Raw genomic sequence first — 20,439 nt, 5'->3', positions numbered from 1 at the left:
ATCATGTCAAAATTCTTTATTGATCGTCCCATTTTTGCCTGGGTGATCGCCATCGTGATCATGCTGGCGGGCGTGCTTGCCATCCGCTCGCTGCCGATTGCCCAATACCCAATGATTGCCCCGCCCGCGGTTTCCATTACGGCTACTTATCCGGGCGCGTCAGCCAAAGCGGTGGAAGACAGTGTCACGCAGGTGATCGAGCAGAAGATGAAAGGCATTGATCACCTGACATATATGTCATCCACCAGTGACTCATCTGGAAGCGTGACCATTACCCTCACCTTTGATGCAGGCACGAACCCCGATATTGCCCAGGTCCAGGTGCAGAACAAACTGGCGCTGGCAACGCCACTATTGCCCGAAGATGTACAGAGGCAGGGGGTGCAGGTAGCCAAGGCATCCAGTAACTTCCTGATGGTGGTGGGCTTTATTTCAGAAGACAACAGCATGTCGAATATCGACCTGGGCGATTATGTCGGGTCGAATATCCAGGACATACTCAGTCGCGTGAATGGCGTAGGGGATACCCAGCTGTTCGGCAGCAAATATGCCATGCGCATCTGGCTGGATCCTGCCAAGCTCCACAACTACTCGCTGACGCCTGCGGATATCAGCGCCGCCATCACAGCACAAAATGCCCAGGTGTCGGCAGGTCAGATTGGGGGCATGCCCGCCACTCAAGGGCAGGCATTGAACGCGACAGTGACGGCGCAAAGCCGCCTGCAGACCCCGGAGCAGTTCGGCGACATTCTTCTGAAAAGTACCACGGATGGCGCGGCTGTGAGGCTGCGTGACGTTGCCCGTGTAGAGCTGGGTGGCGAAAGTTATGATGTGGTCGCCCGCTATAACGGCAAACCGGCCACAGGGCTGGCAATCAAGCTCGCCACGGGTGCCAATGCGCTGGATACGGCAGAAGCGGTCAAAGCCAAACTGGCCGAACTGGAGCCTTTGTTTCCGCAAGGCATGAAAGCGGTGCTGCCGTATGACACCACTCCCTTTGTCAAAATTTCGATAGAAGAAGTGGTGAAAACACTGATCGAAGCCATTGTTCTGGTATTCATCGTGATGTATGTGTTCTTGCAGAATTTTCGGGCCACTCTCATCCCGACCATTGCTGTTCCCGTGGTGCTGCTTGGCACGTTTGGCGTGCTGGCTGCAGCGGGTTTCTCTATCAACACGCTCACCATGTTTGCCATGGTGCTGGCGATCGGCTTACTGGTCGATGATGCGATTGTGGTGGTCGAGAACGTAGAGCGGGTGATGCAGGAAGAAGGGTTATCACCGAAGGAGGCCACACGCCGTTCCATGGAGCAAATCACGGGGGCCTTGATCGGTATTGCCCTGGTGCTTTCCGCGGTATTTGTGCCCATGGCATTTTTCGGTGGCTCCACCGGCGTGATTTATCGCCAGTTCTCCATCACCATCGTGTCGGCCATGGCGCTTTCCGTGCTGGTGGCATTGATACTGACCCCCGCCTTGTGCGCCACTTTGCTCAAGCCCCATCGTCATGGCGACACAAAACGCAGCCTGGCCAGCCGATTGTTCGGCGGTTTCAATCGTGGTGTTGAACGTACAACCAGGCTGAATCAATCCTTGGTAAGACGCATGCTGAATGGTCTGGGCCGCTATGGTCTGGTGTATGGCCTGATCGTGTTGGTCATGGGCGTGCTCTTTACGCTCTTGCCTTCGTCTTTCTTGCCGGATGAGGATCAGGGCATTCTGTTTACCCAGGTGATATTGCCCGCAGGCGCCACCACCGAGCGTACCCAAGCTGTATTGCAGCAAGTGGAACGGCATTTTCTGCAAGATCAGAAAGAAGCGGTTAAATCGGTGTTTACCGTATCCGGCTTCAGTTTCGGCGGTAGCGGGCAAAACAACGGTCTTGCTTTTGTCAGCATGAAGGACTGGTCTGAACGCAAGCGCCCCGATCTGAAAATATCCGCCGTGGCGGGCAAGGCCATGGGCTATTTCTCGCAAATCCGCGAAGCCATGGTCTTTGCATTCATTCCGCCGGCCGTGGTGGAACTGGGCAATGCCACGGGCTTTGACCTGCAATTGCAGGACCGCGCCGGTCTGGGCCACGAAGCATTGATGCAGGCTCGCAATCAGATGCTTGGTATGGCGTCAGCCAACCCGGCATTGGTCGGCGTTCGGCCCAACGGGCAGGAAGACGCTCCTGAATACAAGCTGGATATTGATCGGGCCAAAGCCAATGCGCTGGGTATTTCACTAGCGGATATCAATTCCTTGCTATCAACTGCCTGGGGTAGCTCATATGTCAACGACTTCATTGACCGTGGCCGTATCAAGCGGGTTTACCTGCAAGGCGATGCTTCATCCCGCATGGACCTTAAGGATTTTGACAAATGGTTCGTCAAGAATGCCAACGGTGAAATGGTGCCATTCTCCTCATTCGCCACCGCGCACTGGGCGTATGGCTCACCACGGCTGGAGCGCTATAACGGCTTGTCCTCGACAGAAATCATGGGCTCCCCTGCGCCCGGGCACAGTACTGGCGAAGCCATGGCCATCATGGAGTCACTGGCTGCCAAATTGCCCCCCGGCATAGGTTACGAGTGGACTGGTCTTTCCTATCAGGAGCGCATGACCGGCTCGCAGGCGCCTGCGCTGTATGCCCTGTCACTGTTGATCGTGTTCCTGTGCCTCGCGGCCTTGTATGAAAGCTGGTCTATCCCGTTTGCGGTCATGCTGGTGGTGCCGCTGGGTGTCGTCGGTGCCTTGATTGCCGCATCCTTGAGAGGGCTTTCCAATGATGTGTATTTCCAGGTCGGCCTGTTATTGACCATAGGCTTGTCGGCCAAGAATGCGATTCTGATTGTGGAGTTTGCCAAGGAGCAGATGGAACAAGGCAAGGAGATGGTGGAAGCCACGCTGGAAGCCTTGCGATTGCGCTTCCGGCCGATTGTGATGACCTCGCTGGCCTTCATTCTGGGCGTATTGCCACTGGCCGTCTCCAGTGGAGCAGGCTCTGGTGCGCAGAATGCACTGGGTACCGGCGTAATCGGCGGCATGATTACCGCTACCGTGCTGGCAGTCCTGTTTGTACCGCTGTTCTTTGTAGCGGTGCGCAGAGGTGTTCAATGGATAAGCGAACGCAGCAAAAAGGAACAATGAACATGAACAAGTATAGTTATCCTCTTGGAATCGCCGCCCTTATGCTGGCGGGTTGCATGAACATGCAGCCCAAATACGAACGGCCAGCGGCGCCGATTCCCGCCCAGTGGCCAGCCACGGCGGATGCCGTGCAGAAGCAGGCCACGGCCCCTGCGGTATTGGGATGGGAGCAGTTTTTCACCGACCCGGACCTGAAAAAACTGATACGTCAGGCGCTGGAAAACAATCGTGACCTGCGCGTGAGCACCTTGAATATCGAAAAGGCGCGCGCGCAGTATCAGATTCAGCGCGCCGATCTTTTCCCCAAGATCAATGCGACGGGCAGTGGCAGCAATCAACGTACGCCAGCGGCAGCATCCACTACCGGCACTACGCTGCTGACCCATCAGTATTCGGCAAACCTGGGTTTCTCGTCGTATGAGCTGGATTTCTTTGGCCGCGTCCGCAGTCTGCGTGACCAGGCGGTCTACCAGTATCTATCGACCGAAGAAGCCAAGCGTAGCGCCCAAATCACGCTGGTGGCCGAGGTGGCGAATGCCTATCTCACCATGGTGGCGGATATGGAAAGCCTGGAGTTGGCCCGGCAGACCTTGCGCACGCAGCGCGAATCCTACGACATGACCAAGCGCCAGCTGGAATTTGGCAGCGTTACCGAGCTCACCTTGCGGCAAGCTGAAACCAGTGTGGAATCCGCACGGGCCGATGTAGCCAAATACATGACCCAGGTGGATCAGGACAGAAATGCCCTGGTGCTGCTGGTGGGAACCGCGCCTGAGGTCAATCTTGACGAGATGCGCTCGCTGAAGGCCGTTTCTCAAACTGCGATCCTCCCTGATGGCCTGCCTTCCACCGTGTTGCAAAACCGCCCCGATGTGCTGGAAGCCGAGCGCGATCTTCAAGGCTATAACGCCAATATTGGCGCGGCGCGTGCTGCGTTTTTCCCGACGATTTCGCTTACCGCCAGCGCTGGGGTGGCCAGCAATGAGCTGGGGAGTCTGTTTAACGGGAGCAATCGGGCCTGGAGTTTTGCACCGCAAATCGTGTTGCCCATCTTCAATGCCGGGCTCAATAAAGCCAATCTGAAAGTTGCGGAAGTGAACCGCGATATCAGCGTGGCGCAATACGAAAAAGCCATCCAGACTGCCTTCAAGGAGGTGTCTGACTCGCTGGCCCAGCGCGCCACGCTGGAAGAGCAATTGTCCGCCCAGACGGCGCTGGTGAATGCGACGGAAAGAAGCTTCACGCTCTCCCGCCTGCGCTTCGAAAAAGGCTTGGATAATTACCTGACCGTGCTGGATGCGCAACGCAGCTATTACTCTGCCCAGCAGAATCTCATCACGGTGCGGCTGTCGGATGTGTCCAACCAGGTCACGCTGTACAAGGTGTTAGGGGGCGGAGCGTTCTGAGTGTTTGGCTGATACATCGCCAATCACTGGCCTGTAAGGCATAATGAAAACTTCATTATTTATGCATTGCACTGGGCCATGGTGGAAAAGTCAGCCACATTAATCACGCTGAACAAGGCGGCTGCAGAGCCCATACACCTGCAGATATACACGCGGTTCAAAGAGGCCATTGAAAGCGGCCTGCTGAATGATGGGGACCGCGTGCCCTCCACCCGGGTGCTGGCGAGCGCGCTTAACGTGGCGCGCGGCACGGTGGAAACGGCGTATTCCATGCTGCTGGGCGAGGGCATTTTTGTGTCGAAGGGGCAGGCGGGTTCGTTTGTGCATGCGCCCTTTCGGCCAGCGGGCAAAGCGACCTCTGCGCCTGTGCGGCCCTCTCAGGCTTCCTCTTTATCGCATGCGGGTTCCGGCCCGGTGGCAAGCGGCCCTTCTCATGTGTTTCTCCCTGGCAGCCCGGCGTATGATGCCTTTCCCAGAAAAGTGTGGTCCCGACTGGCTTCAAGACGAATGCGCAATCTGTCGGCCCATGATTTTTCTTATCGCGATCCTTTGGGCTATTTGCCGCTACGGCAATCGATAGCCACTTACCTTCGCTTGTCACGCGGGGTGGTTTGTGAGCCCCAGCAGGTATTTATCACGGTGGGGTATCAGGGCGCGCTGGATTTTCTCTCGCGCTGCCTGAATCTGCGGGGTGCCGATGTCTGGATGGAAGACCCGGGCTATATCCTGGCGAGCCGCATGCTGGCCGACCTCGGCGCGCATCTGGTGCGGGTGCCGGTGGATCAGGAGGGCATGGTGGTGTCAGAAGGCATACGCATGTCGCCCAAGGCCCGCCTGGCGATCGTGACGCCATCGCATCAAAGTCCACTCGCCATGGCCTTGTCCTGGTCGCGCCGCATGCAGTTGCTGGATTGGGCAGGCAGCACCGGCGCCTGGGTGATTGAAGACGACTACGACGGCGAGTTTCGTTATTCCGGTTACCCCTTGCCCTCGCTGAAAAGCCTGGATCAATATGACCGCGTGATCTACGCGGGCACCTTCAGTAAAACGCTCTTCCCTGCCCTGCGCCTGGGGTATCTGGTGATGCCGCAGAGCCTGGTGGATAGTTGCACCGAGAAAGCCCAGCTCTATCCGCTGGGCAGCTCCATCGGCCCCCAGCTCGTCGTCAACGACTTCATCGCCGAGGGGCATTTTTCACGGCACCTTAAAAAAATGCGGTCCTTGTATGCTGAACGGCGGGAGATGACCAGCAAGGTGTTGATGGATGTACTGGGCGACCTCATTGAAATCAACGCGCACAAGAACGGCATGCATTTCGCCGCCAGGATCACCAGCCAGCATGCGGATCAGGCTATTGCCGACAGCTTCAACCAGCTGGGCTATGGTATACATGCCTTGTCCCGCTGGACGGCCAATCCCGGTCAGTCGGCGCATGTGCCCGGCATACACTCTCCGCATAACGGCCTCATCATCGGCTTCACCAATATCCCGAATGCCAGGACGGCGGAGCTTGCCGCGCGGCAGCTGCATACATTTTTTACCTGAGTCCGATCGTCTTTTGCCTGCCTGAGCATTTCTGCTTCCTGGTGCCGCCTTAGATATCCGGTACCATTCATGGCCTACCCAAATACGCATTTTTTGGCTCTGTATCCGTCACGGCGCACTCCTTACCATCGTCACATGTTTAATCATGACGAAAAGGCAGTGACTGAAATGAGACTGATGCATGTAGACGCGAGCCCCAAGCGCCAGCTTTCCAACTCGAAAATGTTGTCCGCGTATTTTGTGGAAACCCTGAAAAAGCGTATTCCCGGGCTGACAGTCGATTACCTCGATTTGTCCGTTGAGACACCGCCGCATGTGAGCGGGGACTTTGCCAAGGCAACCTACACGCCTGCCGCTGAGCGCACCGACGCCATGAAAAAGACCCTGGAATATTCGGACCAGCTCTGCGCGCGTGTATTGATGTCGGACCTGCTGGTATTCGCCATGCCCATGTACAACTTCTCCATGCCATCCAGCTTCAAGGCGTTTATCGACAATCTGGTGCGCACCAATCTCACGTATAACTTTCATGAAGACGGCACCACGACCGGCAATCTCACCCGCCAGAAAACCCTGTTCATTACCGCCCGGGGCGCCGACCTCCGGCCCGGCCTCAGCCCCTGGTCGCATATGGATGCCCTCACCCCGGCTTTGAAATCCCCGTTTGCCTTTCTGGGCGTGGAAAATCCCTGGTTTGTTGACGCGCAGCCGCTGCAGTTTTCGGATCAGGTAGCTCGTGAAGAGGCTCTGAAACGTGCCCGCGGCGAACTGGATGCTGTTGCTCAGGAGTGGCTGAACAGCATCGCCAGACTGCAGTGATTAAAGCGCGGTTCATGAGGCTGGGTTGATAAGAGAAAGATCAAAACATGCGCTATTAATCGTGCAAATGGTGGGGGCATAAGGTATGCAGCCCATATCGATGCAGCTTAAAGAGTATGAGAAAGTCGACGTAGTAGTAGCTACGTACACTCTTATAAGCTATCTATTTTGCTTTCGCGCCTCTTCTCAAAAAAAACAGCACGTGATCTTGAGCTACTGAATCTGCAACGTCAGTTAACTGCAATTGGCAACTCTCAAGGGGTTGTCGAATTCAGCATGGATGGGCATTTGATTACGGCCAACCAGAGGTTTCTGGATATCCTTGGTTACTCCTTGAATGAAGCCCTTGGTAAGCCGCATAGCACCTTTGTGGATGCGGAAACCCGCAACAGCAGCGAGTATCGGCAACTATGGGAGCGCCTGCGCTCCGGTCAATACGATGCCGGTGTCTACAAGCGCATGGGCAAGGGTGGCAAGGAGATCTGGCTGCAAGCCTCATACAACCCCGTACTGGATGCGGATGGCAAACCCTGCAAGGTTATCAAATACGCCACGGACATTACAGCCCAGCAGCTAAAGGCGCTGGATGCTGACGGTCAGCTGGCGGCAATCGGCAAGTCGCAAGGCGTGATCGAGTTCAATCTGGATAGCACAGTAATCACGGCCAACCAGAAGTTTCTGGATATCATGGGGTACTCGCAGGAAGAGGCTGCGGGCAAACCGCATAGCACGTTTGTGGATATGGAAACCCGCAATAGCCGCGAGTATCAGCAGCTTTGGGAGCGCCTGCGCGCGGGATCACGGCCAACCAGAAGTTTCTGGATATCATGGGGTACTCGCAGGAAGAGGCTGCGGGCAAACCGCATAGCACGTTTGTGGATATGGAAACCCGCAATAGCCGCGAGTATCAGCAGCTTTGGGAGCGCCTGCGCGCGGGCCAGTACGATGCCGGAATTTATAAACGCATTGCCAAAGGCGGCAGGGAAGTCTGGCTGCAGGCTTCTTACAATCCCATCTTCGACTTGAATGGCAAGCCATACAAAGTCGTCAAATATGCGACCGACATCACCGAGCAGGAACTAAGAAATGTCGATTTTTCGGGCCAGCTGGCGGCGATTGGCAAATCGCAAGGTGTCATCGAGTTCAGCCTGGATGGCACGGTGCTCACCGCCAACCAGAAGTTTCTCGATATTCTCGGCTACTCATTGCAAGAGGCGGCAGGCAAGCCGCACAGTCTGTTTGTGGAGCAGCTTTGGGAGCGCCTGCGCGCGGGCCAGTACGATGCCGGAATTTATAAACGCATTGCCAAAGGCGGCAGGGAAGTCTGGCTGCAAGCCTCCTACAATCCCATCTTTGACTTGCATGGCAAACCGTTCAAGGTCGTCAAATATGCGACCGACATTACCGAGCAGGCATTAAGAAATGCCGACCTTTCAGGGCAGTTGGCTGCGATCGGCAAGTCGCAAGGCGTGATCGAGTTCAACCTGGACAGCACCATCATCACGGCCAACCAGAAGTTTCTGGATATCATGGGGTACTCGCAGGAAGAGGCTGCGGGCAAACCGCATAGCACGTTTGTGGATATGGAAACCCGCAATAGCCGCGAGTATCAGCAGCTTTGGGAGCGCCTGCGCGCGGGCCAGTACGATGCCGGAATTTATAAACGCATTGCCAAAGGCGGCAGGGAAGTCTGGCTGCAGGCTTCTTACAATCCCATCTTCGACTTGAATGGCAAGCCATACAAAGTCGTCAAATATGCGACCGACATCACCGAGCAGGAACTAAGAGGCAAACCGCATAGCACGTTTGTGGATGAGGCTACTCGCAACAGCCGCGAGTATAAGCAGCTTTGGGAGCGCCTGCGCGCGGGCCAGTACGATGCCGGAATTTATAAACGCATTGCCAAAGGCGGCAGGGAAGTCTGGCTGCAGGCTTCTTACAATCCCATCTTCGACTTGAATGGCAAGCCATACAAAGTCGTCAAATATGCGACCGACATCACCGAGCAGGAACTAAGAAATGTCGATTTTTCGGGCCAGCTGGCGGCGATTGGCAAATCGCAAGGTGTCATCGAGTTCAGCCTGGATGGCACGGTGCTCACCGCCAACCAGAAGTTTCTCGATATTCTCGGCTACTCATTGCAAGAGGCGGCAGGCAAGCCGCACAGTCTGTTTGTGGATGCAGAGTCCCGCAACAGCCTTGATTATGCCCAATTCTGGGAGCGCCTGCGTTCCGGGCAATACGATGCCGGTGTATACAAACGCATGGGCAAGGGCGGCAAGGAAGTCTGGCTGCAGGCCTCTTATAACCCCATCTTTGATCTGAATGGCAAGCCATACAAAGTGGTCAAGTACGCGACGGATATTACTGCACAGGTGTTAAGCACTCAGGTAATGAACCGTGCTGTTGAAGAAACCCAGGCGATTGTTGCTGCCGCCAAAACGGGGGATCTGACCAGTCGCATTGTGCTCGATGATAAAACCTCTGAGTTGCGCATCCTGTGCGAGGGCGTCAATGCGTTGATCGATAACATGGCGGGCATCATTACGCAGATCAAGCGCTCCAGCGATACCATTTCCACCTCGGCCAATGAAATTGCGACAGGGAATAACGACTTGTCTCAGCGTACGGAAAAGCAGGCATCCATGCTGCAGGAAACCGCTTCCAGTATGGATGACCTGGCGTCGACCGTGCGACAGAATGCCAGTAGTGCCAAGCAAGCCCATCAGCTCGTACAAAGTGCTTCTGAAATCGCGATCAAGGGCGGTGATGTGGTGAATGAAGTTATCCAGACCATGTCCGGCATCAGCGAGAGTTCGAGAAAAATCGTCGATATCATCAGCGTGATTGATGGCATTGCCTTCCAGACCAATATTCTTGCGCTTAATGCGGCGGTAGAGGCTGCACGTGCCGGCGAGCATGGCAGAGGCTTTGCAGTGGTGGCAAGTGAGGTACGCAATCTGGCCCAGCGCTCGGCCTCGGCCGCCAAGGAAATCGCGCAGCTGATCACCATCTCGGTAGAAAAAGTGAAGGATGGCTCCACACTAGTGGGCGAAGCCGGGGCAACCATGAATGACATTGTGGCCTCCGTGCAGAGCGTCACCAATATCATGGCAGAAATCACCAGTGCTTCCAGTGAGCAAAGTACGGGTATTGCCCAAGTGAATGTCGCCATCAGCAATATGGATAGCGTGACCCAGCAGAATGCGGCGCTGGTGGAGGAGGCCGCTGCGGCCGCCATGTCGCTGGCGGATCAGGCGGGTATCCTGATGGAAACTGTCGCGCGATACAAGGTCGAGGCCGGTAACGCCCTATCTGCCCGCCCCTTGCTGGCAGTGGTGGGGCGATAAAACGGAGGCTATCGTGGCAGGTTTTATCCCTTAACCAAACCCCCGTTTAGTTTTATCCTGCGCCAGAGCGCCACCTTGATGGCTATCTGGCGCCCGGCGCTGCGAAGCGGCTGCCTAGATTTTCTCGTGAAAATCGCGCGCGCCTTTTTTCCAGTAGGCAGCTACTTTCATGCGTTCTTTGGGCAGCCCTAGCGCCAGCAGTCTGCTGCGCACCTCAAGCATGCTGCTGTGTTCCCCCGCGGCCCAGACAAAGCCCTCGCCCTCTGGCCACGCCAGTGCTTCCAACATTTCATTCAGCATGGCAGGCGTTTCCGGCCATTTGATGATGGCGCCCGCAGGCTGTTTGAGCTGGCGGCGGTCTTCTGCCTGCCCGATTTGAATGAGGGCGATGGTATGTGCATCCTCCGGCAGTTCCTCCAGTCGACGCGCAATCGCTGGCAGGCTGGAGGCATCCCCTATCAAGACATGCCAGTCAAGATTCTTGGGGATAATCATGGAGCCTTTGGGGCCTGCGATGGTTGCCTGATCACCAGGCTTGGCAAGCGCCGCCCAATAAGCGGCATCGCCATCCGCGTGCATGGCAAATTCGATGGTCAGCGTACTGTCACCTGCACTAAAGGAGCGAGGAGTATAGTCGCGCCGTACCCGCTCGCCATGCTGGTTGGTGAAGATAAACTTGATGTGGTCATCAAACGAGAGACTGTTGAAACCCGCCAGGCTCTCGCCTGCAAAGGTCACCGCCACAAAGCCCGGCGTGGGTTTTTCTACACGAGATACGACAACTTCTCTAAACTCGATGGGGAAGCGCACCTTTTCAAATGTGCGCTCAGTGATTAATGTTTCCATATATCCACTCTTTTTAGTTGATAATATCAACCATAATGCAAAACAAAGTAGACAATGTCAACTATAAGTTGAGCGATGCTCATGGCCTTTTTGAGCAATTGCATCTCCTGATGCATGTGTTTCGCGCACAGCAATTCCGTCTGATTCGTGAACAGGCGCTGGACATGACGCATATGGAATACAAGGCGCTGGGGTTTTTTGCGCGGCATCCCCATGCCACATTGAGCGATCTCGTCACCCACTCGGGACGCGACAAAGCCCAGCTCGCACGACTGATCACGGACCTTCGCAAAAAAGGCCTTCTGGATGCCCAGCCAGATGAACATGACCGCCGCAGCACCCGGCTCAATCTATCTGCGCAGGGGGCTGCCATCATCCACGGACTGCAGGAAGCGGAGCATGCACTGTCGGCCCAAGCGGTGCAGGGTTTGAGTGAAGAGGAGCATCAGCAATTGTTGCGCTTGCTGAAGAAGGTAGGCAGCAATCTCGACAAATCCCAGGAGTAATACAACCCTGGGACCGCACATGGCTGCGGGCCCCTTTGTATGGTGTGCACGACGTCGGTCATGTCTCAGGCACGCACGATTCACCCCTCCAGATGAATCTCCATCACATGGTCTACCCCGTCATTGACCAGCATCAGGGTGTTGGGCGGCCAGCCTTCCATCAGCTGCCCGTCCAGCCATATCTGCTTCATGATGTTGTGGTGGCTGCCGGTGCAGCGGAAGTTGAGCTGGTAATGCGTTTGCTGATAGCGATAGCGGATCTGATACGTGGTCCAGTCAGCGGGGATGCGCGGATGGATAAGCAGGCGATCTTCGCGTAACTCCAGCCCCAGCAGGGTTTCCAGGCCCAGGCGATACATCCAGCCTGCCGCGCCGGTATACCAGCTCCAGCCACCTCGGCCCATGTGCGCTTCTGCCGTATAAATATCCGCACTCATCACATAAGGCTCCACCTTGTAGCGCAGCATGTCTTGCGGGTGGCTGCCATGGTGAATGGGGTTCAGCATGCCATATAGCGCCCAGGCCTGCTCGGTGTCGCCTTGCATGGCGTAGGCCATGCTGGCCCACACGCCGGCATGGGTATATTGCCCGCCATTTTCGCGGATGCCGGGTACATAGCCCTTGATATAGCCGGGTTGCAGGCTGGAGGTATCAAATGCCGGAGTCAGCAGGCGAATGAGCTTTTCATCGCGCATGACCAGGCGTTCATTCACCGCTTTCATCGCCATGCGGGCGCGCATGGGATTGCCACCGCCGGAGATGATGGCCCAGCTCTGGCTGATGGAGTCGATCTGACATTCGCTATTGCTGCTGGAGCCCAGTGGTGTGCCATCGTCAAAATAGGCGCGGCGATACCAGCTGCCATCCCAGGCATGGGCTTCAATATGCTGGCGCAACAGGGCGGCCTGCCCGGTGCAGAATTCGGCAAAGGCGCTATCGTGGCGGCTTTGCGCCAGGGCGGCAAACTGGGTCAGGTTGTCAAACAGGAACCAGGCCAGCCACACGCTCTCGCCCTGACCTGCCCGGCCGACCAGATTCATGCCATCGTTCCAGTCGCCACAGCCCATGAGCGGCAACTGGTGCACGCCAAAACGCAAGCCATGGCGGATGGCCCGCACGCAATGCTCGTAAAGCGTGGCTTCTTCGGCCGAGCGTTGCGGCTGGTCGTAATAAGACTCCTCTTCCTGATTCAGCAGACGCCCTTCCAGGAAGGAAATGCGGCTATCCAGCACGGCTGCATCGCCCGTGGTCTGCACATAACGGCAGGTGGCGTAGGGCAGCCACAGATAATCATCCGAGAAGTGGGTGCGTACGCCTTGCCCGGCAGGCGGGTGCCACCAGTGCTGCACATCGCCCTCACTGAACTGGCGTTCGGCGCAGGTGATAAGCTGCTGACGTGCCAGCCCTGGCGTGGTGTGCACCAGCGCCATGGTGTCTTGCAGCTGGTCACGGAAACCATAAGCCCCACCGGATTGGTAGTAACCACTGCGTGCCCATATGCGGCACGCCAACGTCTGGTAAAGCAGCCAGCCATTGGTGAGAATATCCATGGCTCGATCAGGCGTCGTTACCTGCACCGCACCCAGGGTCACCTCCCAGTAAGCCTTCACCTTTTCCAGGGCAGCATCGGCACCGGCAGGTCCGCAATATTGCTGAATATAGTGGTGCACTTCGTCGGTATTGGCGCCCGCGCCGAATACAAAAACGACTTCGCGTGCCTGACCTTCGGCCAGCTCCAGTGGCGCCTGAATGGCGGCACAAGGGTCCAGGCAGGCGCCGGTGCGGCCTGACAAGCGCTTGCGTTGCATGGCAGCTGGCTTGGCGAGTGTGCCATTGCGGCCGATAAACTCGACGCGGTTGCCCGACATGGAGCGCTCACTCAGGTTAACCTGGGCAAATACCACGCGATTCGCACACTCCTGGCCATACTGGTTGCGTGCCAATAAAGCGTGGTTATGGGGGTCGATTTCGGTCACCACGTGCATCATGTTGGCATGGCGCCACTGCCCCAGCACCAGCTCCCAGTAGCCAGTGAGCGATAGCTTGCGTGCGCGACCCGAGTGATTGCTCAGTTTGATCACCACAAACTTGACGGGCGCATCCATGGCGACAAAGGTGGTCAGCTGGGAGCGTATGCCCGCTTCTTCATGCTGGAATACGCTATAGCCGAAACCATGACGGCAGACATAGCCCGACAGGCCGCGCGCCGGCAAGGGCGTCGGTGACCAGAAAGCGCCGGATTCTTCATCGCGCACATAAAAAGCCTCCCCGCTGCTATCGCTCATGGGGTCGTTATGCCAGGTGGTGAGGCGGAACTCGTGGGCGTTCTCAACCCAGGTATAGCTGCTGCCGCTTTCGCTGATCACCATGCCGATATGCGGGCTGGCGATCACATTTGACCATGGTGCCGGGGTCGTCGCACCGGGCGGCAGAGTGATGATGTATTCGCGTCCGTCCTCGGAGAATCCGCCCAGGCCATTGAAGAACTGGCGCGATGGCGCAAGCAGCGGCACGTTGGGGGTGTTTTCATGCGGCAATACCGGCTGCAGCATATCGGATACCCGCTCGCTGGAGACGCGGCGATCAATCTGCTCAATCAAGGTATCCGCCGTATCATGCAGCACCACACGGGCGACCGAGAGCAGCAGTACACGGGCATCTTCCGACAGCTCCTCCGCCCGACGAATGAAGATGCCACCCGGTTTATCCATGACCTGCGCTTCGGAGCCGGTATTGATCAGCCCCATGATCTGGTCGTGCAGCAGGGCGCGATAGCCGGAAAAATCCTCATTGATGATCACCAGATCGACCACCAGCCCCTTCATGCGCCAATAGGCATGAGCTTGTAGCGCCTGCTTCACCAGATGCAGGCGGCTGATATCGCCCACCCGCAACAGCACAATTGGCAGATCACCGGAAATGCCAAAGCGCCACAGGCCGGATTGCCCCTGCTGATTGCGCAGGATGACGGCAGACGGAGCCCGGCGCAAAGCGCTGGCATAAATGATGGAGGCAGCCAGGCGTGCATAGGTCTGGGCATCGGCCTCGCTGGCATTGATCAGGCGCAATACTTCCTGGCTATGAAACCAGGCCATCTCGAATGCGCGGTCCACGAAGTGCCGATCACAGTATTTATCCAGCAGAGCAAGTGCCTGCTCACGGGTATCTGCCACGCCGGAAATAATCTGGATGACGGCCGAAGCATCGGCGGGCAGGCTGATATTGCAACGGATGGCGACGATAGGATCCAGCACGGAACCTGCGCTATTGGAGAGCAGTGCTGGTCCGGCGCGACTATCCATGACCACCGGATGGCTGGCGCTACGTCCGCGCCCGATAAACTGGGCGCGGTCTGTTTCAAACGACAAGGTGCCCGCCACCGCTCCGGGGGCTGCTAGCAGATGGAACATCCATGGCACCTGCTCCTCAGGCGTGCGTGGGCGGCGCGTGCAGAGGATGGCCTGGCGATCTGCCAGAATCTCGGTTTGCACAAACAGATTGCTGAACGCCCGGTGCGCCAGATCGGCATTCAGCGGGGCCAGCACCACCTCGGCATAGGTGGTGATTTCAATGCGCCTGTGCCGTGAGGATAGATTCGCCAGCGTCACGCGGCGGATTTCGACATCATCTTCTGGTGAGACGCTGATCTCGGTGTGGGTTTCAATGGCCTGGTCGCGCAGGCGGTACTCGGCCCGCCCCTGCACGAAAGTCGCCTCAAAACTATCGGTTTTGCCATGGGTGGGCTGGTAAGCACTTGACCAGTAATAGCCGGTATCGCGATCACGCAGGTAGATAAAGGTACCAAAGCCATCCATGGTGGCATCTTCACGCCAGCGGGTAATGGCCAGATCACGCCAGCGGCTGTAGCCGCCACCGGAGTTGGTGACCATGACATGGTAATGTCCGTTGGAAAGTAAATGCACTTCTGGCAGGGTGGTGTGCGGGTTGGTAAGCACTCGCATGAGCGAACCACGGTCTGCCACCGGAGGCCTGGCGGCCGCACTTACTTCTGCGGCATGCGGATGCAAGGTGTCGCCTTTCTTGGGCACGCGCTCCTGCAACAGCAATGCCGTAGCCTGCACGGCAGGGGCCGCCATGAAGCGGCGCTGCATGGGTGCATCGCGCAGCACATGGTCAAACGCCAGCAAGCTCATGCCCTGATGGTGCACCATGTAAGACTTCACCACCGCATGGGTTTTGCCGCGCGGCACGCGTGACGGCGTGTAATCGATGGCTTCATAAAAGCCAAACTGCCCGCTAAAGCCCAGGCCCGCCATGGCTTGCAGGTTACGGCAGGCCTCGCGTGGCATGACGATCAGCGCCAGCGCCGTGGCGTAAGGGGCAATCACCAGGTCATCTGCCAGGCCGCGCTTGAAGCCCAGCCCAGGCACGCCAAATGCCCGATACTGATAGACATGGCTGGCGTCAGTGGCGTTGTAGCAGGATTCGGAAATACCCCAGGGGATGCCGCGCTGCCGCCCATATTCAATCTGGCGCAACACCACGGCTTTGCAGGTCTGGTCCAGCAGGGTGTTGTCGTAGCTGGGCATCATCAGCCGCGGCATAAGGTATTCAAACATGGAGCCGCTCCATGAGATCAGGCTCAGTTCGCCACCCTGACTGGTCAGCAGGCGGCCCAGGATGAACCAGTGCTTCTGCGGCAGCTTTCCTTCGGCGATGAACAGAAAGCTAGCAAGGCGCGCTTCCGAGGCCAGCAGATCGTAGCAGGAGGGGTCGCGCCTGCGTTCGCGCACGTCGTAGCCTATGCTCAACAAACCACTTTCGGCGTCATACAAGAAGTCGGCATCCATGACCGCCAATTGGGCACATTGCACCATCAGGTCATCAATACGCGCATGGCGCGACTGGCTTTCGTGGGGTGCGCTCCCGTCATCCGGCACATGATGAGGGCTGGATGACAGCAGCGATAACTCCTGATAGGCCGCCAGGCATTGCTTGTCCAGTGCATCTAGCCAGGTGCCGAGCTGCGCGTCGGTGTTTCCTTCGTTAGCCAGCGATATCGCCAGCGCAGCGGCGCTGTCGTGCAGTTGCTCCATTATCGTGAAGGCCGCAGTCGGACTGGGTAAGGCAACACCAGGCGCGCAAAGCGCGTTCAGCTCCTTGCGCAGCCATCTGAGGTGCGATTGGGCATCAGCGCCAGCGGTGGCAGGCACATGCTCCTCCAGCACCTGAAAGGTATCTTGCAAGCCGTGGAATGTCTGCGACGGTAGTGTGGTCTGCTTTTTCAGCTCCAGCAGGCCCATTTGCAGGGTTAGCAGGCAGCCCGCCAGATTGCCGCTATCCACGGACGAGACATAGTGTGGGCGCAGTACTTCCAGCGTGCGGGTGTCATACCAGTTGTAAAAGTGGCCGCGATAGCGCTCCAGCAAGGCCATGGTGGATAGCGTGTGCTCGCTGCGCGTGATCAGCTCCCCGGCCGAAAGATAGCCCAGGTCATAGGCCGCCAGATTGGAGGTCAGGGCCATGCCGATATTGGTGGGTGAGGTGCGGCTCGCGATCATGCCCGCGGGGAATTCCTGGAAATTATCCGGCGGCAGCCAGTGATCATCCGGCCCGACCAGCGTGGCGAAATACTGCCAGGTGCGCCGCGCCTGCTTGCGCAGGAACAGCCGCTGTTCGGATGTAAGCTCGGCTGTGGTCTTGGGCAGCGGCAGGCTGATGCGCCAGGCGATGACGGGCGCGATGAACCACGCGAGCAAGACGGGCAGGATGACTTGCCAGGCAATCACTTGCCCTTGTTGCATGAGGCCGAGCAGGCTGGCAAACAGCGCGATGGCGAGGAAAGGCGCTATCCACATTTCCAGTGCAAAGTCGCCCAGGGTGCGTTTGGCATTGCGCACGGCATAGGCGCGGGTATGCCATAGCAACAGCCCGCGGCGGGTAAACAGCATGCGCAAGCCGGAGCGCAGTATCGCATCGAGCGCAATCAGGGCTTCATAAGGCAAAAATACCAGGGTCAGCAGACCTGTCGACAGCGGTGGCATTATGGATTTGCCGGTCTGCGTCAGGTGCACAAGCCAGTCGCGGTCATCGGGTTTATGCCAGAGATCCACCAGGCTGGTCAGTAGCATGGGCGCAAACAGCACGATGAGGATGAGACTGGTCCAGAATATGGCGTCGCCTACCCCGAGCAGCCAGCCGCTTGCCAGCAGCATGAGCAAGGCCGGGGCCACCATGCTGCGTCGCAGATTATCGAAGATTTTCCATATCGAGAGCGCGTTGATCGGATTGGCGGCGCGTTGTCCGCGCTCACCGCTTTCGCCCGCCGGGCCGGGTACGCGCGGGAAAAGCCAGCCTACCAGCTGCCAGTCGCCGCGCATCCAGCGGTGGCGGCGGCTGACATCTGCCAGATAACTGGCGGGATAATCCTCAATCAGCACCACATCGCTCACCAGCGCCGAGCGGGCATAGCCACTCTCCAGCAGATCGTGGCTCAGGATCAGGTTGTCCGGAAACTGCTGGTCCACCACCTGGCGAAAGGCATCCACATCGTAGATACCCTTGCCGATAAAGGAGCCCTCACCAAACAGATCCTGATACACATCCGATATCTCGCGCGTGTAAGGGTCTATGCCGGATTCCCCGGCAAACAGCCGGGTAAACCAGGAAGATGTGGCACTGGTCAGGCTGGTGGCGGCGCGTGGCTGCAAAATCGCATAGCCCTCCACGATACGGCCCCGCCTGGCGTCGTACACCGGCCGATTCAGCGGGTGTGCCATATTGCCGACCAGAGTGCGCGCGGTATCGCGTGGCAGCTGGGTGTCGGTGTCCAGGGTGATCACATAGCGCACGCGCGGGAACAGCGATGTATCGCCGACAATCTCCGCAAACGCGGCCTGTCCGCTGCCGCGCAGCAGCGCATTGAACTGCTCCAGTTTGCCGCGCTTGCGTTCATAGCCCATCCATAAGCGTTCCACCGGGTTCCAGGTGCGCGGGCGATGCAGCAGGTAAAAGATGCAGGGGCGGTCATCGCGATAAGTCGCGTTGAGGGTGGCAATCGCCTGATGCGCATGGGCCAGTAAGGCCGCATCCGTCGGCAGGCTGTCGGTCAGTGCATCGGGAAAGTCGGTGAGCAGGGCAAAGTAAAGCTGGGCATCGCGATTCCCCAGATAGCGTATTTCCAGCGCTTCCATGTAGGCATCAATCGCGGCCATCGAGGTGAGCAGCGTGGGCACGATGACCATGGTGCAATGCTCGGGCGGAATGCCTTGCGAAAAATCCAGCCGCGGCAATACACGCGGTCTGAGCATCCAGGTGGCCACCAGATTGACCAGCGTGACCGACAAGGTGGAAAGACCAACCATGCTGAGCACGGCAAACAGCCAGTAATACATGCTGTCCAGTGCCAGCGGTTGCAGCTGGCGCAGTACGATGAACGCGGAGAGCGCCGTCAGCAGCGCCATTGGCGCCAGATACACCAGCAGCCGGTGGCGCAGGTAATACTGTCGCGCCGGTATCTTCCAGGAGGGTGGGCGGCCCATGGCTTTTTCCAGCACGGGCAAGCCGTGATCGACCAGAAAATAGCCGACATGGGCGGTGCGGTGTGCCGCTCCCAGGCTTGCTACAGCGAGTCTGGCCTGCGCAATGGCGGCTTCGGCGACCACAGGCTCGGCTTTGCCACAACGGCGTGCCACATCCTCAATCACATGCCGGTAACGGTCCCGCGTGGTGAAGTCCTGCACGGCATACATGGCTGCCGGGTCATTGCGCAAGACCTGCTCGACCTTGCTGAGCGACTCCACATAATTGCGCCAGTCCATGGTGCCGATAAAGCGCAGGCTGCTGATGCTGTTGGCAATCGAAATCTGGTTGGCGGCGGCGGTACGGCTGGCTGCCTCGGAAAGCTGGGTGGCGGTGACGCCCTGCTCCTGCAGCTTGTGCTCTACCCACGCTTGCACAAAAGCCATTGCCGAGCCATGCGCCTGCAGGCGCGAGTAAAACTCCTCTACAAACGGCGCGGTCAGCGGCACGTCGGCATTGGCAAACTCGGCCAGCAATTGAATCAACAGCTGCGGCTCCTGCTCTGCCGTTGTCAGCATGCGGTCCGCCCAGGCGATGGCAGCATCGCGCTCTTCGCGGCGGCGGGCAATGCGTACGCCCACGCGGCGCAGGTTTTCCAGCAGCGCCAGTTGCAGCATGATGGGGAATGCCCACAACTCGCCCAGTCGCAATACCTCCACGCTCTGGTAAGCCTCCACTACCTGGCTGGCGTTGTCGTTATCCACGCGGCCATCCATGTGCGAAATCAGCGCCAGCGCCAGATCATAAATGCGCGGAAACCCGGCCGAGATGCCATTCGCCAACCTTGGCAGCTGGCGACTGTAGCCGCGCGGCAAGTGCCGTTTTGCCAGACTGATCTGTTGCTCGATGAGGTAAAAGTTATCCAGCAGCCAGCTTTCGGCGGGCACCAGATGCTGGCCCTCGGTGGCGGCGGTGGTCACGACTTCATAGGCAGCCAGAAGCACTCGTGCATTGTCTGCCAGTCGGGGCAGCAGGTGGTCCGGGCCCGGCCCCGGTGTCAGCACATGCTGGGTGGCCAGCATGGCGGCATGCCGTTTCAGCTGTTCTATGCTGAACAATTCGGAGCGCAACAATTCCGTATCCTGCTCACTATGCCGGGGATGGCGGGGTCGCGACGAAAAGCCGAGTTCCTTGATGATGATCTGCTCCTGGTGAAAGTGCGGCCAATCACCGTGCGAAGGTAGCGGCGCGGTTATTAAATGGCAGAGTGTTGCTGGCTTGCGGAAGGGACGAGTGGGTAGCGATTGCAATGAAGCAGGCATGCTTGCCTGCGTTTCATGGCCGATGAGA

8 protein-coding genes and 1 pseudogene are annotated in these 20,439 nt (G+C 57.9%); 7 read left to right on the top strand and 2 right to left on the bottom strand.

What is annotated here, in order from left to right:
- The first annotated feature begins 3 nt into the window (after positions 1-3).
- The 6 genes and pseudogenes from MPQ_RS12730 to MPQ_RS14225 all read left to right on the top strand — a co-directional run bounded on the left by MPQ_RS12730 (position 4) and on the right by MPQ_RS14225 (position 10,255).
- Positions 4-3,135: an efflux RND transporter permease subunit gene (locus tag MPQ_RS12730; protein ID WP_013443373.1), complete on the top strand. Its 3,132-nt coding sequence runs from the start codon at positions 4-6 to the stop codon at positions 3,133-3,135.
- 2 nt (positions 3,136-3,137) lie between these two features.
- A complete protein-coding gene (locus MPQ_RS12725; protein ID WP_013443372.1) occupies positions 3,138-4,541 on the top strand; it encodes an efflux transporter outer membrane subunit in 1,404 nt (467 codons plus the stop codon).
- Between the two features lie 78 nt (positions 4,542-4,619).
- On the top strand, positions 4,620-6,086 hold the full coding sequence (locus MPQ_RS12720) for a PLP-dependent aminotransferase family protein (protein ID WP_013443371.1): 1,467 nt from the start codon (positions 4,620-4,622) through the stop codon (positions 6,084-6,086).
- 168 nt (positions 6,087-6,254) lie between these two features.
- Positions 6,255-6,905 (top strand): FMN-dependent NADH-azoreductase, encoded by a 651-nt coding sequence (locus tag MPQ_RS12715; protein ID WP_041362440.1) that lies wholly within the window; start codon positions 6,255-6,257, stop codon positions 6,903-6,905.
- Between the two features lie 168 nt (positions 6,906-7,073).
- Positions 7,074-7,691, top strand: a pseudogene (locus MPQ_RS13965) (PAS domain-containing protein); the annotation flags it as partial.
- A gap of 41 nt (positions 7,692-7,732) precedes the next feature.
- The gene (locus tag MPQ_RS14225) at positions 7,733-10,255 is read left to right on the top strand and encodes a methyl-accepting chemotaxis protein (RefSeq protein WP_083801075.1); all 2,523 of its coding nucleotides are present in this window, start codon (positions 7,733-7,735) and stop codon (positions 10,253-10,255) included.
- A gap of 114 nt (positions 10,256-10,369) precedes the next feature.
- Here MPQ_RS14225 and MPQ_RS12700 read toward each other — a convergent pair whose 3' ends face one another.
- Positions 10,370-11,101 (bottom strand): siderophore-interacting protein, encoded by a 732-nt coding sequence (locus MPQ_RS12700; RefSeq protein WP_013443367.1) that lies wholly within the window; start codon positions 11,099-11,101, stop codon positions 10,370-10,372.
- 35 nt (positions 11,102-11,136) lie between these two features.
- On the opposite strand from MPQ_RS12700, the gene MPQ_RS12695 reads away from it, so the two are divergent.
- Positions 11,137-11,607, top strand: coding sequence for a MarR family winged helix-turn-helix transcriptional regulator (locus tag MPQ_RS12695; protein ID WP_013443366.1), 471 nt, complete (start codon positions 11,137-11,139; stop codon positions 11,605-11,607).
- An 80-nt stretch (positions 11,608-11,687) separates the two neighbouring features.
- Here MPQ_RS12695 and MPQ_RS12690 read toward each other — a convergent pair whose 3' ends face one another.
- Entirely contained in the window at positions 11,688-20,411 is an 8,724-nt protein-coding gene (locus MPQ_RS12690; protein ID WP_013443365.1) for a GH36-type glycosyl hydrolase domain-containing protein, read from the bottom strand.
- Positions 20,412-20,439 lie beyond the last annotated feature (28 nt).

The organism is Methylovorus sp. MP688 (assembly GCF_000183115.1).
Taxonomy (GTDB): Bacteria; Pseudomonadota; Gammaproteobacteria; order Burkholderiales; family Methylophilaceae; genus Methylovorus; species Methylovorus glucosotrophus.
The sequence above is the reverse complement of the archived record's forward strand: the minus strand, read 5'-3'. Positions and strand labels throughout refer to the sequence as shown.

What these genes read in the sequence shown, in the direction of transcription:
- MPQ_RS14225 (WP_083801075.1), top strand. Translation starts at nt 7,733, where the DNA reads ATGGGGTACTCGCAGGAAGAGGCTGCGGGCAAACCGCATAGCACGTTT.
- MPQ_RS12715 (WP_041362440.1), top strand. Translation starts at nt 6,255, where the DNA reads ATGAGACTGATGCATGTAGACGCGAGCCCCAAGCGCCAGCTTTCCAAC.
- MPQ_RS12725 (WP_013443372.1), top strand. Translation starts at nt 3,138, where the DNA reads ATGAACAAGTATAGTTATCCTCTTGGAATCGCCGCCCTTATGCTGGCG.
- MPQ_RS12720 (WP_013443371.1), top strand. Translation starts at nt 4,620, where the DNA reads ATGGTGGAAAAGTCAGCCACATTAATCACGCTGAACAAGGCGGCTGCA.
- MPQ_RS12700 (WP_013443367.1), bottom strand. Translation starts at nt 11,101, where the DNA reads ATGGAAACATTAATCACTGAGCGCACATTTGAAAAGGTGCGCTTCCCC.
- MPQ_RS12690 (WP_013443365.1), bottom strand. Translation starts at nt 20,411, where the DNA reads ATGCCTGCTTCATTGCAATCGCTACCCACTCGTCCCTTCCGCAAGCCA.
- MPQ_RS12695 (WP_013443366.1), top strand. Translation starts at nt 11,137, where the DNA reads ATGCAAAACAAAGTAGACAATGTCAACTATAAGTTGAGCGATGCTCAT.
- MPQ_RS12730 (WP_013443373.1), top strand. Translation starts at nt 4, where the DNA reads ATGTCAAAATTCTTTATTGATCGTCCCATTTTTGCCTGGGTGATCGCC.